The 14,751-nt window shown below is 67.9% G+C and carries 13 protein-coding genes; 10 read left to right on the top strand and 3 right to left on the bottom strand.

Annotation, left to right across the window (positions count from 1 at the left end; translation table 11 throughout):
- Positions 1-9 precede the first annotated feature (9 nt).
- The gene (locus ACFXHE_RS36930; protein WP_379389296.1) at positions 10-501 is read right to left on the bottom strand and encodes a SixA phosphatase family protein; all 492 of its coding nucleotides are present in this window, start codon (positions 499-501) and stop codon (positions 10-12) included.
- A gap of 225 nt (positions 502-726) precedes the next feature.
- On the opposite strand from ACFXHE_RS36930, the gene ACFXHE_RS36935 reads away from it, so the two are divergent.
- On the top strand, positions 727-2,394 hold the full coding sequence (locus tag ACFXHE_RS36935; RefSeq protein WP_379389297.1) for an FAD-dependent oxidoreductase: 1,668 nt from the start codon (positions 727-729) through the stop codon (positions 2,392-2,394).
- A 418-nt stretch (positions 2,395-2,812) separates the two neighbouring features.
- On the opposite strand, the gene ACFXHE_RS36940 is transcribed toward ACFXHE_RS36935, so the two are convergent.
- Positions 2,813-3,589, bottom strand: a complete 777-nt coding sequence (locus ACFXHE_RS36940; protein ID WP_354836503.1) for an acyl-ACP thioesterase domain-containing protein — start codon at positions 3,587-3,589, stop codon at positions 2,813-2,815.
- A 334-nt stretch (positions 3,590-3,923) separates the two neighbouring features.
- On the opposite strand from ACFXHE_RS36940, the gene ACFXHE_RS36945 reads away from it, so the two are divergent.
- From ACFXHE_RS36945 to ACFXHE_RS36955, 3 genes are all read left to right on the top strand, one after another.
- Positions 3,924-5,702, top strand: a complete 1,779-nt coding sequence (locus ACFXHE_RS36945; RefSeq protein WP_379389298.1) for a protein kinase — start codon at positions 3,924-3,926, stop codon at positions 5,700-5,702.
- 245 nt (positions 5,703-5,947) lie between these two features.
- Positions 5,948-6,922 (top strand): NADPH:quinone oxidoreductase family protein, encoded by a 975-nt coding sequence (locus ACFXHE_RS36950; RefSeq protein WP_379389299.1) that lies wholly within the window; start codon positions 5,948-5,950, stop codon positions 6,920-6,922.
- Positions 6,923-6,982: 60 nt separating this feature from the next.
- Entirely contained in the window at positions 6,983-8,095 is a 1,113-nt protein-coding gene (locus tag ACFXHE_RS36955) for a winged helix DNA-binding domain-containing protein (RefSeq protein WP_379389300.1), read from the top strand.
- 21 nt (positions 8,096-8,116) lie between these two features.
- Here the strand turns inward: ACFXHE_RS36955 and ACFXHE_RS36960 are convergent, their stop codons facing one another.
- On the bottom strand, positions 8,117-8,635 hold the full coding sequence (locus ACFXHE_RS36960) for an Lrp/AsnC family transcriptional regulator (protein ID WP_379389301.1): 519 nt from the start codon (positions 8,633-8,635) through the stop codon (positions 8,117-8,119).
- Positions 8,636-8,772: 137 nt separating this feature from the next.
- On the opposite strand from ACFXHE_RS36960, the gene hppD reads away from it, so the two are divergent.
- From hppD to fusA, 6 genes are all read left to right on the top strand, one after another.
- A complete protein-coding gene (gene hppD, locus ACFXHE_RS36965; protein ID WP_379389302.1) occupies positions 8,773-10,008 on the top strand; it encodes a 4-hydroxyphenylpyruvate dioxygenase in 1,236 nt (411 codons plus the stop codon).
- 164 nt (positions 10,009-10,172) lie between these two features.
- Positions 10,173-10,703 (top strand): DUF3558 domain-containing protein, encoded by a 531-nt coding sequence (locus ACFXHE_RS36970; RefSeq protein WP_379389303.1) that lies wholly within the window; start codon positions 10,173-10,175, stop codon positions 10,701-10,703.
- Between the two features lie 11 nt (positions 10,704-10,714).
- Positions 10,715-11,293 (top strand): DUF3558 domain-containing protein, encoded by a 579-nt coding sequence (locus tag ACFXHE_RS36975; protein ID WP_379389304.1) that lies wholly within the window; start codon positions 10,715-10,717, stop codon positions 11,291-11,293.
- A gap of 277 nt (positions 11,294-11,570) precedes the next feature.
- Positions 11,571-11,945 (top strand): 30S ribosomal protein S12, encoded by a 375-nt coding sequence (gene rpsL / locus ACFXHE_RS36980; protein ID WP_014353064.1) that lies wholly within the window; start codon positions 11,571-11,573, stop codon positions 11,943-11,945.
- On the top strand, positions 11,945-12,415 hold the full coding sequence (gene rpsG, locus ACFXHE_RS36985; RefSeq protein WP_030517120.1) for a 30S ribosomal protein S7: 471 nt from the start codon (positions 11,945-11,947) through the stop codon (positions 12,413-12,415). Before rpsL ends, rpsG begins: the two co-directional genes overlap by 1 nt.
- 178 nt (positions 12,416-12,593) lie before the next feature.
- A complete protein-coding gene (fusA, locus tag ACFXHE_RS36990; protein WP_364614108.1) occupies positions 12,594-14,696 on the top strand; it encodes an elongation factor G in 2,103 nt (700 codons plus the stop codon).
- The last annotated feature ends 55 nt before the right edge of the window (positions 14,697-14,751 follow it).

Consider the following 14,751-nt stretch of genomic DNA (forward strand, 5'->3'; position numbering starts at 1 on the left):
CAACCGGGCCTATCGCGGCACGTGGAATCGCACCAGTTCACCCGTGCCGGGGTCGGCGGCTGCCCACGGGCGGTCGAACTCGATGACCGCCAGCGCCGAGGTGGGGAATTTCGCGCTCATCTCCTCGGCCGGGCCGGAATGCCGGTTGGCCGCCAATTCCCACGCCGTCCAGGGCATTCCGGGGGAGTGGCCGATGACCAGCAGGGTTTCCACGGCATCGTCGGTGAGTTGCAGCATCTCGATGATGATGTGCGGGGACGCCTCGTAGATCGAGCTCTCGAACGTCACCGGCGCGGTGATGCCGGTCGCCGCCAGGGTCTCCCGCGTTCGCGTCGAAGTGGAACAGAGGACGGCGTCGATCTCCGGCTGGGTGGCGCGCAGCCAGTCACCCGCCAGCGACGCCTCGCGCCGCCCGCGTGGGGCCAGGGGCCGCTCGTGGTCCTGCACGCCCTCGGGGTATCCGGATTTGCCGTGCCGCATCAGGATGAGAGTCCGCACCATACGCATTACGGTAGGGGGCCTCGAGTGCGCCCGGGAGACCGGTCTCACAGCGGTGCACGCCGGTGCCGACGAGAGACAGTGCTCACACTCGAGGCACACTGAAGGTGGCGACACATCGCAGTGCCGACACCCGATGGAACGCCGCCTATATTAGAACGTGTTCTACCGACCCTGCTCGACCCCGAGCGGAGTATTACACGCGACAGTTTCGAGGATCTGCGAGATATGGCCTATGTGATCACGCAGCGTTGTTGCAACGACGCCAGCTGCGTACCCGAGTGTCCGGTCGATTGCATTCGTCCCACGCCCGAGCAACGCGAGTTCGCCACCACCGAGCAGCTCTACATCGACCCGGACACCTGCATCGACTGCGGCGCCTGCGTCGACGCCTGCCCGGTCGACGCGATCTTCTCCGAGGACGATCTACTCGCCTCGCTGGCGCGCTTCAGCGATATCAATGCCGCCTACTTCCAACGGCATCCGCTCGAGTCGAACTTCGAGCCGCTGGTCGCCCCGTCCCGGGCGCCCAAGGAACTGGGCACGCTGCGGGTCGCCATCGTCGGCGCGGGCCCGGCCGCCTGCTACGCCGCCGAGGAGCTGCTGCGCCGCGCCGATGTCGAGGTGGAGCTGTTCGACCGGCTGCCCACGCCGTACGGCCTGGTGCGCGCGGGCGTCGCCCCCGACCACCCGGGCACCAAGTCGGTGGCCGGCCTGTTCGAGTCGGCCTTCCGGCGCGAGGCGCTGCAGTACCGGTTGAATGTCGAAGTCGGCAAGCACATCTCGCACGAGGAGCTGCTCGCCCACCACCACGCCGTCATCTACGCTGTCGGCGCGGCTACCGACCGCCACCTCGGCATCCCCGGCGAGGACCTGCCCGGCAGCCACTCCGCCACCGAGTTCGTGGCCTGGTACAACGGCCACCCGGACTTCGCCGACCGCGAATTCGACCTCTCCGGCGAGCGCGCCGTCATCGTCGGCAACGGCAATGTGGCGCTCGACGTGGCCCGCGTGCTCACCGTCGACCCGGACGAGCTGGCCAAAACCGATATCGCCGACCACGCCCTGGATGCGCTGCGCCGCAGCAACATCACCGAGGTCGTGGTGCTGGGCCGCCGCGGTCCGCTGCAGGCCGCCTACACCTCGCCGGAGTTCCTGGCGCTGACGCACCTGAAGGGCGTCGACATCATCGTCGACCCCGAGGACCTGGTCCTGGACCCGGCCTCGCAGGCCGAGCTGGACGACCCGGAGGTCGAGCCCTCGCTGCAGCTCAAGTACACCCTCGCCCAGGAATACGCCGCCGGTTCCCGCAAGCCGGACAACAAGCGAATCGTATTCCGCTACCTGGTCTCTCCCACCGCCATCACCGGCGACGGCAAGGCCGAGGCGGTCGAGTACGTGCACAACGAGCTGGTCGAGGAGAACGGCCGCACCGTGGCCCGCGCCTCGGACCGCACCGGCTCCGTCGAGGCGTCGCTGGTGCTGCGCTCCATCGGCTACAAGGGCGAGCCCGTCGCGGACGTGCCGTTCGACGAGTCCGCCGGCGTCATCCCCAATGACAAGGGCCGAGTCCTGGCCGCCGGCAACCCCGTTGCGGGCGTGTACGTCTCCGGCTGGATCAAGCGCGGCCCGCGCGGCGTCATCGGCTCCAACCGCATGGACTCGCAGGAGACCGTCGACCAGCTCATCGAGGACTTCACCCAGGGCAAGCTCGCTGCCCCGCAAGCCGGTCGCGCCGCGCTGGAGGCCCTCCTCTCCGAGCGCCAGCCCGACCAGATCGGCCGGGACGGCTGGAAGGCCATCGACGCCGCCGAGAAGACCGCGGGCAAGTTCGCGGGCCGCCCGCGCGTGAAGTTCACCAGCGTCGAGAACCTCCTCAAGGCCGCTAAGGGCTAGACCCAACTCTCGGGACTCTCAGGGGCTTCGCCCCCGAACCCCCAGGGACATCGGGGCTCCGCCCCGCAACCCCCAGGGGCATCGGGGCTCCGCCCCGCACCCCCGAGGGGCATCGGGGCTCCGCCCCGCACCCCAGGGGCATCGGCGCGCCCCGGGGCTGAGTTTGATCACGCATCAATGGCTGTGGTCCCACCTGTAATGGGTGGGGCCACAGCCGTTTTCGCGGTTGGTCGGGGAGTTGGTCGGCGCCGAGGTTGTCGCGGGCAAACGGCCAGCGAATGCTGTGGTCCACAGGGAATGTCGCGTAAGGTCAGCCGATTTCGCAGTTGCGCCACCGGCTCAGCTGAGCAGTATCGAATTCAGTTGGCAGCATCGAATTCAGCTGGGCGGTACCGGAACCAGCTGGGCAGTATCGGATTCAGCTGGGCAGCGGCCCGATGCGCACCGCCGTGGTCGTCACCCCGCCCACCACGAACCACAGCCGCAGCGCCGCCGGATGCCCGGTCCGATCGCCCGGCTCGTACCGGCTGCGCACGCTGATGTGCTGGCGCGCCAGCACCGGCGCCACGTACTCGATGACCGCGCGATGCGGCCCGGCCACCAGCTTCGGGTAGTCGACCAGGTACTGCTCCACCGCCTGCCAGTAGGCCGCGTTGTTCACGTGGTTGTACTGGTCGATATCGGTGGCGCGCACCGGGAACGGCAGATCCACATCCGATTCCGGCGGCGTGGGGTCCGTGAGCCAGGGCCGCCAGCGCAGCCGGTGCTGATCGGTGGTGCGGGCGAGCTCGGCCAGGCCCTCGTCGCTGATCCGGGTCGGCATATTGGTGAACTCGTTGATATTGATCCAGAACCCTTCGGTCTCGATCAGGCCGCCGTTCTCGCTGGTGATCCGCACCCGCATATTGGTCCACCGCGTCGACATGGCCGAACACCAGCGCCGCAGTTCCACCCGGTCCGGCCAGTGGATGGGCCGCACCACGTCCACCACGGTGCGCCGCACGATCCAGGCCGGATCCGTCCGATGGAAGAATCCGGATTGCATTTCCTCCCAGGCGATGTCCTGGAGGTAGCGGGCCACGGCATCGAATCGCAGCCGTTGATAGGGATCCACGTCGCCGGCTCGGACGGGCCACGCGGAAGCGAAGCCCATGCCCTCCTGGGGAAGCGGGGCGAGTGGCTCATCGAGTGACACTGGTGCTCCTCGCGCTGCACGGTGTGCCGCATGTCTTTCCAAAAGCACCGGTGAGGTGCCTACTGACCGAAGTCCGTGACATGACTCTACGGGGCGTGCGGGACACACTCACGTCGAGTCACCTGTACTTCTGTTCGGGGAACGACAGTGTTTCTCGGCTGCGGAGATCAGTCCAGCCGAATGGGAAACGGCACTGTTCGGGGCTTGACGGGGTCGTCGCGCACTGTCGCGGTCATCGGCGGAACGACGGTGCCGCTGTCGAGGGAATGACAGTGCGTCGCACGGCCCGTAGCCTTTCCTGTTGTATATCCAGCGGCAGGGAGGACGACGCAGGGTGGCCGCAGGGGCGAGGGCCGGTTCGCGGTTCGGGCAGTACGAGTTGCGGCGGCTGCTCGGGGTCGGCGGCATGGGCGAGGTCTACGAGGCCTACGACACGGTGCGCGACCGGGTGGTCGCGGTGAAACTGCTGGAAGTCGACCTGGCGCGGCAGCCCACCTACGTCGAGCGCTTCCGCCGCGAATCCCGCACCGCCGCCAAACTCCAGGAACCGCACGTCATTCCGGTGCACGACTGGGGTGAGGTGGACGGCGTCCTGTTCATCGACATGCGGCTGGTGCGCGGCCGCGACCTCAAGGCCTATCTGCACGACGAGGGCCCGATGGCGCCCGAGCAGGCCGTCACCGTGGTGGAGCAGGTGGCCGCCGCACTCGACGCCGCCCACGAGAGCGGGCTCGTGCACCGCGACGTCAAACCCGCCAATATCCTGCTCACCGGCGAAACCTTTGCCTACCTGGTGGATTTCGGTATCGCGCACACCGAGTCCGACGTCCAGCTCACTCAGACCGGCAATGCCATCGGCTCCTTCGCCTACATGGCCCCGGAACGCTTCGAGCACAATGCCTCGGTCTCGCCCGGCGCCGACATCTACGCGCTGGCCTGCGTGCTCTACGAATGCCTCACCGGCGGGCCGCCGTTCCGGGTGGAGGGCAATCTCGCCACCATCCGGGCCCACATGCTCACGCCCCCGCCGCGGCCCAGCGTCCGCGCCGGGGTCCCGGTCGGCCTGGACCAGGTGGTCGCCATCGGCATGGCCAAGGATCCGACCCGGCGCTACGCCACCGCCGGGCAGCTCGCCCGCGCCGCCCGGGCCGCGCTGATGCGGGCCGGCCACGGCGAGCCCACCCGCACCACCGTGCCGCCCGCCCCGCCGACCATCGGCTCCCCGGCCGTCCCGCCCGGGCACTCCGGGCCGAATTACCTCGACCAGCCGTCGGGCTCCGTCGAATACCCGCGTCCGGGGCACCCGTCCGGGTCCGGCAATGTCCCCGGGGGCGCTCATCCCTCGGGCCCGGTGGAGTACCCCCGCGGCGGCCAGATTTCCGGTCCGCACACCGGGCCGGGCAACAACGAACCGACCATGCTGCGCCCGATTCCTGCCGGGCAGGCCGGGTACCTGCCCGGTCACGCGCCGTACGAGAACCCGGCAGCGTCCTACCCCGCAAACCCCGCAGCGCCCTACGAACACCCGGCCCTGCCCCGCGAGCACCCCTCCGCGCCGCTGCCGTTGCCGCCCCGGCAGCGCAACAACCTGCCGCTGCTGGTGGGCGCGCTCATCGGGGTGGTCCTGGTGCTGGGCGCGGTGCTCGCGTGGGCACTGCTGTCCGACAAGACCGGTGGCGGCGGCGTCACGACGGTCACCGGTCCAGCGCAGACCAGCGCCGCGTACACCTCCATGACCACCGCCCGCACGACCGCCCCGACCACCACCCTGGTCCCGCTCTCCGGCACCGTATCCGGCACGGACACACAGGGTTTCACCGCGCAGCCGCCGCGCTGCAATGCCGACGACCCGGCCATGGCCATCGGCCGCACCGACAAGTCGCGCCTGGTGGTGTGCCGCACCGCGACCGGCCGCTTCTACTACAAGGGCGTGCGCATCAGCGACAATGCGGGCATCCAGCTCGACGACCCGGTGCCCGACGGTACCGGCGGTTTCACGGTCACCAATCCCACCGACGGCACGCAGTACCGGATCACCGCCTACAGCCTGGTCATCACCACCGGCGGTCAGATCGCCGCCAGTGAGTCCATGATCGAATACGCCCATCGCTGAGCCTCGGCGGCCGAATTCCTTCATGCCCGCCGAATGATGTTGTTGCTCTCCGACTCCCAAGGCGACAACTGATTTCGGATCGTTCGGGGTGACTCGTCGGGTACGCCCTGAATTGTTTCGGCACCACCCGCAGGTACGGGTACGAAACCGGCAACGGCTCTCAGCCGTCTACTGAAGGCACGGGCAGGCGGGGGGTGCTACGTTCGGCTGGTATCCGCCGGTGAATTGATCGGAGTTGATCGAGAATGCGCGCAGCCGTGGTGAGCAAGCTGGAAGGCCCGGAGGCCATCGAGGTTCGCGAAATTCCCGAGCCGGCGGGGTATCCGGGCGGCGTCGTCATCGACGTGCACGCGGCCGGGATCGCCTTCCCGGATGTACTCATGACTCGCGGCCTGTACCAGATGAAGCCGCCGCTGCCCTACGTCGTCGGCTGCGAGGTCGGCGGCATCGTGCGCGAGGCGCCGGAGGGCTCGCACGTGCGGCCCGGCGACCGGGTGGTCGCGCTGACCCTGCTCGGCAACGCGGCCGCGGAAGTCGCGGTGGCGCCGGCGGAAATGGTCTTCAAACTGCCCGACAATGTCTCGCTGGAGTCCGGGGCGGGCGTGCTGTTCAACGACCTGACCGTGCACTTCTGCCTCCGCAACCGCGGCCGCCTGGCCCCGGGGGAGACCGTGCTGGTGCACGGCGCCGCCGGCGGCATCGGCACCTCCACGCTGCGCATGGCGCAGGCGCTGGGCGCTGGGCGCGTCATCGCCGTGGTCAGCACGGAGGAGAAGGCCGAGGTCGCGCGGGCCAACGGGGCCACCGACGTGGTGCTCACCGACGGCTGGCTGGCCGCGGTCAAGGAACTCACCGGCGGCCGCGGCGTCGACATCGTGCTCGACCCGGTGGGCGGCGACCGCTTCACCGACAGCATTCGCTCGCTGGCTTCGGCCGGGCGGCTGCTGGTGGTCGGCTTCACCGCGGGCGACATCCCCACCGTCAAGGTGAACCGTCTGCTGCTCAAGAACGTCGAGGTGGTCGGCGCGGCCTGGGGCGAGTGGGTCATGTCCCACCCGGGCTACCTGCAGGAACAGTGGGCCGAGGTGGAACCGCTGCTCGCGAACGGCAAGATCACCCCGCCGGAGCCCGTGCTCTACGCCCTCGCGCACACCGCCGAGGCGGTCTCCGCCCTCGACAAGCGCACCGCCACCGGCAAGGTCGTCGTCACCCTCCGCTGACCCGGTTCGCCCGGCGCGATCGCGCGCGCACCGTGTCCGGCTCCCGTAGCGTCACCGATCGTGAAGCTGTCCAACCGGGTGCTGAACCGGACCCTGCTCGCGCGTCAGCATCTGCTCGAACGGTCCGGGCTCGGCGTGCACGAGCTGTGCGACCACCTCGTCGGCCTGCAGGCGCAGGACATGCTGCCGCCGTTCGTCGCATTGTGGAGCCGCACAGCCGATTTCGATCCCGAGATGGTGTCGAAGGCCCTCGACAACCGGTCGCTGGTGCGAATCACCCTGATGCGCGGCACCATTCACCTGGTCACCCCGCCCGACGCGCTGCGCATCGCCCCGCACATCCAGCCGGAACTCGAAAAGATCCCCTTCCGTAAGGGTTTCAACTTCGGCGCGCTGGTCGGCCTGGATCCCGAGGAGGTGCGCGCGCAGGGGGAAGAGGTACTCGGCGACGAGCCGACCCCCGCCGCGACGCTGCGCGAACACGCCGCCGCCCGGTACCCGGACCGCGATCCCGGCGCGATCGTGCAGGCATGGCTCTACCAGCTCCCCGTCCTGCAGACCCCGCCCCGTGGCCGGTGGGGCGACAGCAGCCGCCCGGTCTGGTCCCGCGTGCAACCCTGGCTCGGCACATCCCTCGACCCCGGTTATCCGCTGGAGGAACTGCTGCTGCGCTATCTGCGCGCCTTCGGTCCCGCCACCACCATGGACATGCAGACCTGGTCCAAGCTCAACGGCATGAAGAAGGCCGTCGAGAAGCTCGGCGACCGGGTCCGCACGTACACCGACGACCGCGGCCGCACCCTCTACGACGCCGCCGATGCCACCCTCGCCGACCCGGATCTGCCCGCCCCCGTCCGCCTGCTCGGCTGGTACGACAACGCCATCCTGTCCCACCAGGACCGCACCCGCATCGTCCCCGACGGCAATGCCCCGCCCCTGCGCGCCTTCGCCAACCAGGTCTCCCCGATCCTGATCGACGGCTTCCTGTCGGGCGTCTACAAGGTGTTCGCCAAGGGGGACACCGCGTCGCTGCGGATCAGCCCGCACGCCATTTGGTCCCGCGCCGAGCGCGCCGCGGTGGAGGCGGAAGCCGCTGCCCTGCTGTCCTTCTCGGAACCGGATCGCAAGCCCCTCGTCGAAATCCTCGATCCGGGAGCGGACCTGCGCCCCTGACCGTGGTCGCGCTCCGGATTCTCAGTGCGCGGCGCGGTACGCCGGCGCCTTGCTCGACCCGGACGGGGTGAGCGTTCGCAGCAGCGGCAGGGTGCGCTGCGGGACGACGGTGGACAACACCACCACGCTGTGCGACCGCACCACCGAGCTGGTCCGGTCGATACTCAGCAGGACCGCCTGTAATCCGGCGTGCGAATCCGCGCCGATCCGGCACAGCACATCCCCGGTACCGGTGGTGGCGTAGGCCTCCAGCACCCCGGGGATGGCGTCGAGGCCGGTGGCGACCGCTTCCAGCGCGCCCTGCGCGATCTCCAGCGTCACGAACGCCTGCACATCGAAACCGGCCGCGGTGACATCGATCTGCGGATCGTAGGAGGAGATCACCCCCGCCTCCTCCATGCGCGCGATGCGCGACTGCACGGTGGCGCGGGCGACCCGGGTGCGGCGGGAGAGTTCCAGAATGCCCGCCTTCTGGTACTCGTGCATGGCGGTGAGGATGGCCAGATCCAGCTCATCCAGCCGGGCGGGCGTGCGGGACATGGCGGAACCTCCGCTCGTGAGTTCGCTGCTATTCAAATTGTCCAGCACCCGGCGGCAGATGGTGGTGCAATTCACCAGAGTGTCCAGTGGAATTCGGCGATATTGCCTAGTCGCGCCGCTCGGCCTTTCCTGGGCACATGAGCATCGACGCAGGACATCACGGCAGCGCTCACGCCCGCCCCGGGTTCGCTCGGGCCCGATCCGGCGATCTGCCCGGCGACGACGAACTCCGCCGTCTCGTCGGCCTGGTGGACCACGATGCCGCCGCCGACCCGTTCCCCGTGCTGGGCTGGGACGCCATCGTCTGGGTGGTCGGCAATGCCACCCAGACCGCGCACTATCTCCAGTCCGCCTTCGGCATGCGGCTGGAGGCCTACTCGGGTCCCGAAACCGGCAATCGTGACCACAAGGCGTTCGTGCTGCGCAGCGCCGGCGCCCGATTCGTCGTGAAGGGTGCGGTGGATCCGGCCAGTCCGCTTGTCGCACACCACGATCTGCACGGGGACGGGGTGGTGGACATCGCGCTCGAGGTCCCGGACGTGGACCGCTGTATCCGCCGCGCCCGCGCCCAGGGCGCCACCGTGCTGGTCGAACCGCACGACGAGACCGACGACTACGGCACCGTCCGCACCGCCGCCATCGCCACCTACGGCGACACCCGGCACACCCTCGTCGACCGCTCCCGCTACTACGGCCCCTACCTGCCCGGCTACAGCCAGCGCCGCTCCGCCTACGCCCCGCGGGCCGGGCAACCCCGGCGCATCTTCCAGGCCATCGACCACGTGGTCGGCAATGTGGAACTCGGGTGCATGGACGAATGGGTCGAGTTCTACCGGCGCGTCATGGGTTTCGAGAACATGGCCGAATTCGTCGGCGACGACATCGCCACCGAGTACTCCGCCCTGATGAGCAAGGTGGTGGCCAACGGCAACCACCGGGTCAAGTTCCCGCTCAACGAACCCGCCCCCAGCCGCAAGCGCTCCCAGATCGACGAGTACCTCGAGTTCTACCGCGGACCCGGTGTCCAGCACATCGCGCTGGCGACCGGCGACATCCTGGCCGCCGTCGACGTGCTGCGCCGGGAGGGCATCGAATTCCTCGACACCCCCGACAGCTACTACGAGGACCCGGAACTGCGGGCCCGCATCGGCCACGTCCGCGTCCCGGTCGCCGAACTGCAGCGCCGCGGCATCCTGGTCGACCGTGACGAGGACGGCTACCTGCTCCAGATCTTCTGCAAGCCCATCACCGACCGGCCCACCGTCTTCTTCGAGCTGATCGAACGCCACGGCTCCCTCGGTTTCGGCAAGGGCAACTTCAAGGCGCTCTTCCAGGCCATCGAGCGGGAACAGGAGGCGCGCGGAAACCTCTGAGCTGTGCCCAATTTGCCCTCCGCTTCGCTCCGGGCGGGTTCGCGGCGCTGGAGGTCTCGTTCTTCCCTCCCTCCGCTCAGTCCAGAACGAGACGCGCCGCGAACCATGGGGTTTCGCTATCCGTGCAACGGCTGCTCCTGGCTGCGCACAGTAGAGTCGGGTCCATGCGAATGGCGTCCGCGGTTGTCACGGGGTTGAGCCTCGCGCTGCTGCTGTCGGCGTGTGGGGGGAAGAGCGATTCCGGCGACGAACCGGGGTTCCGCCCACCGCAGAAGGTGGCGGCGCTGGGCCCGTTCGTCGGGGAATGCGGCCACCTCACCGACGACGAGGTACGCGACCTGGGTGGGCTCGGCACCCTCACCACCGTCTTCAAGAACTCGACCGGCTGCAACTGGCAGGCCGGCGGAATCAGTTCCTCCAGCGTCACTTTCGCCTCCTATCGCGGCAGCCCCATCGATCGTGAGAAGGCGTGGGTCGCCAGCGTGGGCCGCACCCCGGACACCATCGAGGTGGGCGGGAAGAAGGGCTTCCAGGCCCTCGACCCCAGCAACGCCGTCTGCGATCTCGCGGTGCAGCTGGACGACGACTTCTTCGAATGGTCCATCTCCTACGGCGTATTCAGCAGCGGCAACCTCGGCAACCCGTGCGACCGCACCCGCAAGATGGCCGAACTGACCGTGCAGCGGCTCGGATGAGGGGGACCGGAATGTCAGGTCGATCCAGGCGGGTACGCGGCGCGATCGCCCTCTCGGTGCTGGCCCTGACCGCCGCGCTGGGCGGCTGCGGCAAGACCGTCCCCGGCAGCGCGCTGCCCGCGGGCGGCACCACCGGCACCGGCACCGGCGGAACCTCGCGCATCAACACCAATTTCGACAAGCTGCTGCGCGAATGCCAGGTGGTCGCCCAGGACGACATCGCGAAATCGGTGGGCGACAACATGTATGTGGAGCCGTCCTTCAATGGCGCGGTCTGCATGTGGAACCTCACCGGCGGCACGGCCGGCAGTGGCATGGTCACGCTCAGCTGGTACGAGCTGGGCTCGCTCAACAACGAGAAGCAGAACAACGACCGCCTGAAGTATGTGACCAACGACATAACCGTGCAGGGCCGCCGCTCGGTGGAAACTCGCCGCCCGAACGATCCGGACTCCTGCGGCGTGAGCGCGCCGGCCGCGGATACCGGCATCGTCGGCTGGTGGGTCAACTACCGCGGCGGATCTCAGCATGCGGACCCCTGCGATGCGGCGCGCAAGCTGGTCGAGTTGACGTTGAACCTGGCTCGATAACGGCTCTACCAGCCCCGGTGGGGGGACCCTGTTTTGCCCCTGAAAGAGCCGACGAGTATCGTGGACCGCTGTGCCCGGAGCATGCGGGCAAGTTGATGTGCAGTACGTAGGCCAGCGAGAGCGGCTGACCGTTTCAGCATGCCTTGAAAAAGACCTCTGAACTGTGCACGACACGCCCGACCTCGTGGAGACAAAATGCCATGAGAACAGGGCGGAAAGCTCGAATGACAAAGACATGAAGTTCCAGACACCTGGTTACTAAAAGGAAAGCCGGTCTATGCCAACCATCAACCAGCTGGTCCGCAAGGGTCGCCGCGACAAGGTCGCCAAGACCAAGACTGCGGCCCTCAAGGGGAGCCCGCAGCGTCGTGGCGTGTGCACCCGCGTGTACACCACGACCCCGAAGAAGCCGAACTCCGCGCTGCGTAAGGTCGCGCGTGTTCGCCTGACCAGCGCGGTCGAGGTCACGGCTTACATCCCCGGTGAGGGCCACAACCTGCAGGAGCACTCGATGGTGCTCGTCCGCGGCGGTCGTGTGAAGGACCTCCCGGGTGTGCGCTACAAGATCATCCGCGGCTCGCTCGACACCCAGGGTGTCAAGAACCGCAAGCAGGCCCGCAGCCGCTACGGCGCCAAGAAGGAGAAGAGCTAATGCCGCGTAAGGGTCCCGCTCCCAAGCGTCCCCTGATCAACGACCCGGTCTACGGCTCGCCCCTGGTGACGCAGCTGGTCAACAAGATCCTGCTGGACGGCAAGAAGTCCACCGCCGAGCGCATCGTCTACGGCGCCCTCGAGCAGGCTCGTGAGAAGACCGGCACCGACCCGGTCGTCACCCTCAAGCGCGCGCTCGACAACGTCAAGCCCGCCCTCGAGGTGAAGCCCCGCCGCGTCGGTGGCGCCACCTACCAGGTGCCGGTCGAGGTTCGTCCCGGCCGCGCCAACACCCTGGCGCTGCGCTGGCTGGTCAACTACTCCCGCGCTCGTCGCGAGAAGACCATGATCGAGCGTCTGGCCAACGAGCTGCTGGACGCCAGCAACGGCCTGGGCGCTTCGGTGAAGCGTCGCGAGGACACCCACAAGATGGCCGAGTCCAACCGGGCCTTCGCGCACTACCGCTGGTGACCTGTGGCCCGGCCCTCCGTTCGGAAGTGCCGGGAGACGAGTCACATGTCGGGCGCGACAGCTGAGCTGTTCCAAGCGAGGCACCCACGCGTCGCGCCCGACGTTGACACCGAGGGCTTCGGAGAACTCGAGGCCTATCCCGTTGAATCCCAACTAGCTACGAGCGGGGAAGATTTCCGTGGCACAGGACGTGCTCACCGACCTGCACAAGGTCCGCAACATCGGCATCATGGCCCACATCGATGCCGGTAAGACGACGACTACCGAACGCATCCTCTTCTACACCGGTATCACCTACAAGATCGGTGAGGTGCACGACGGCGCCGCCACCATGGACTGGATGGCGCAGGAGCAGGAACGCGGCATCACCATCACGTCGGCCGCGACGACCTGTTTCTGGAAAGACAACCAGATCAACATCATCGACACCCCCGGCCACGTGGACTTCACGGTCGAGGTCGAGCGCTCGCTGCGCGTCCTCGACGGTGCCGTCGCGGTGTTCGATGGCAAGGAAGGCGTCGAGCCGCAGTCCGAGCAGGTGTGGCGCCAGGCCGACAAGTACGACGTCCCGCGCATCTGCTTCGTCAACAAGATGGACAAGCTGGGCGCCGACTTCTACTTCACCGTCCAGACCATCAAGGACCGCCTGGGCGCGAAGCCGCTGGTCATCCAGCTGCCGATCGGCGCCGAGGACACCTTCGAGGGCATCGTCGACCTGGTCGAGAACAATGCCAAGGTCTGGCGGGGCGAGACCAAGCTCGGTGAGCAGTACGAGGTCGTCGAGATCCCGGCCGATCTGAAGGACCGCGCCGAGCAGTACCGCCAGGAGCTGCTCGAGACCGTCGCCGAGTCCGATGAGGCCCTGCTGGAGAAGTTCTTCGGCGGCGAGGAGCTCTCGGTCGAGGAGATCAAGGGCGCCATCCGCAAGATGACCGTGAACTCGGAGCTCTACCCGGTGCTCTGCGGTTCGGCGTTCAAGAACAAGGGCGTGCAGCCCATGCTCGACGCCGTCATCGACTACCTGCCGTCCCCGCTGGACGTCGAGTCCGTGCACGGTCACGTGCCGGGCAAGGAGGACGAGGTCCTCACCCGCAAGCCGAGCTCGGACGAGCCGTTCGCGGCGCTGGCGTTCAAGATCGCCACCCACCCGTTCTTCGGCAAGCTGACCTACGTCCGCGTGTACTCGGGCAAGGTCGACTCCGGCGCCCAGGTCATCAACGCGACCAAGGGCAAGAAGGAGCGTCTGGGCAAGCTGTTCCAGATGCACTCCAACAAGGAGAACCCGGTTTCCGAGGGTGTGGCCGGCCACATCTACGCGGTCATCGGCCTGAAGGACACCACCACGGGTGACACCCTGTGCGATCCGCAGAACCAGATCGTGCTCGAGTCCATGACCTTCCCGGACCCGGTCATCGAGGTGGCCATCGAGCCGAAGACCAAGGCCGACCAGGAGAAGCTGGGCGTCGCGATCCAGAAGTTCGCGGAAGAGGACCCCACCTTCAACGTGAAGCTGGACCAGGAGACCGGCCAGACCGTCATCGGCGGTATGGGCGAGCTGCAGCTCGACATCTACGTGGACCGCATGAAGCGCGAGTTCAAGGTCGAGGCCAACATCGGCAAGCCGCAGGTGGCGTACCGCGAGACCATCACCAAGAAGGTCGAGAAGCTCGAGTACACCCACAAGAAGCAGACCGGTGGCTCGGGTCAGTTCGCCCGCGTGATCATCGGCCTGGAGCCCTTCGTGGGCGAGGACGGCGCGACGTACGAGTTCGAGAACAAGGTCACCGGTGGCCGCGTTCCGCGTGAGTACATCCCGTCGGTCGACGCCGGTGCGCAGGATGCCATGCAGTACGGTGTCCTCGCCGGATTCCCGCTGGTCAACATGAAGGTCTCGCTGCTCGACGGCGCCTACCACGAGGTCGACTCCTCGGAAATGGCGTTCAAGATCGCCGGCGCGATGGCCCTCAAGGAAGCGGCCCGCAAGGCCGGTCCGGTGATCCTCGAGCCGCTCATGGCTGTCGAGGTCACCACGCCCGAGGATTACATGGGCGAAGTGATCGGCGACCTGAACTCCCGCCGTGGCCAGATCCAGGCCATGGAGGAACGCAGTGGTGCCCGTGTCGTCAAGGCGCTGGTTCCGCTCTCGGAGATGTTCGGTTACATCGGTGACCTGCGGTCGAAGACCCAGGGCCGAGCGAACTTCTCCATGGTGTTCGATTCGTACGCGGAGGTTCCGGCCAACGTGTCGAAGGAGATCATCGCCAAGGCGACCGGCGAGTAGTTCGCTGCCGGGACGGGTTTGCGAGAATCCGTCCCGAGTCGGTCGGCTGAACGAC

The sequence above is a fragment of the Nocardia sp. NPDC059229 genome (assembly GCF_042754165.1).
Taxonomy (GTDB): domain Bacteria; phylum Actinomycetota; class Actinomycetes; order Mycobacteriales; family Mycobacteriaceae; genus Nocardia.

Excerpts from the sequence above, each read along its gene's own strand:
- hppD (WP_379389302.1), top strand. The coding sequence starts at position 8,773 with ATGAGCATCGACGCAGGACATCACGGCAGCGCTCACGCCCGCCCCGGG.
- ACFXHE_RS36970 (WP_379389303.1), top strand. The coding sequence starts at position 10,173 with ATGCGAATGGCGTCCGCGGTTGTCACGGGGTTGAGCCTCGCGCTGCTG.
- rpsG (WP_030517120.1), top strand. The coding sequence starts at position 11,945 with ATGCCGCGTAAGGGTCCCGCTCCCAAGCGTCCCCTGATCAACGACCCG.
- ACFXHE_RS36930 (WP_379389296.1), bottom strand. The coding sequence starts at position 501 with ATGGTGCGGACTCTCATCCTGATGCGGCACGGCAAATCCGGATACCCC.
- ACFXHE_RS36935 (WP_379389297.1), top strand. The coding sequence starts at position 727 with ATGGCCTATGTGATCACGCAGCGTTGTTGCAACGACGCCAGCTGCGTA.
- ACFXHE_RS36960 (WP_379389301.1), bottom strand. The coding sequence starts at position 8,635 with ATGTCCCGCACGCCCGCCCGGCTGGATGAGCTGGATCTGGCCATCCTC.
- rpsL (WP_014353064.1), top strand. The coding sequence starts at position 11,571 with ATGCCAACCATCAACCAGCTGGTCCGCAAGGGTCGCCGCGACAAGGTC.
- ACFXHE_RS36975 (WP_379389304.1), top strand. The coding sequence starts at position 10,715 with ATGTCAGGTCGATCCAGGCGGGTACGCGGCGCGATCGCCCTCTCGGTG.
- ACFXHE_RS36950 (WP_379389299.1), top strand. The coding sequence starts at position 5,948 with ATGCGCGCAGCCGTGGTGAGCAAGCTGGAAGGCCCGGAGGCCATCGAG.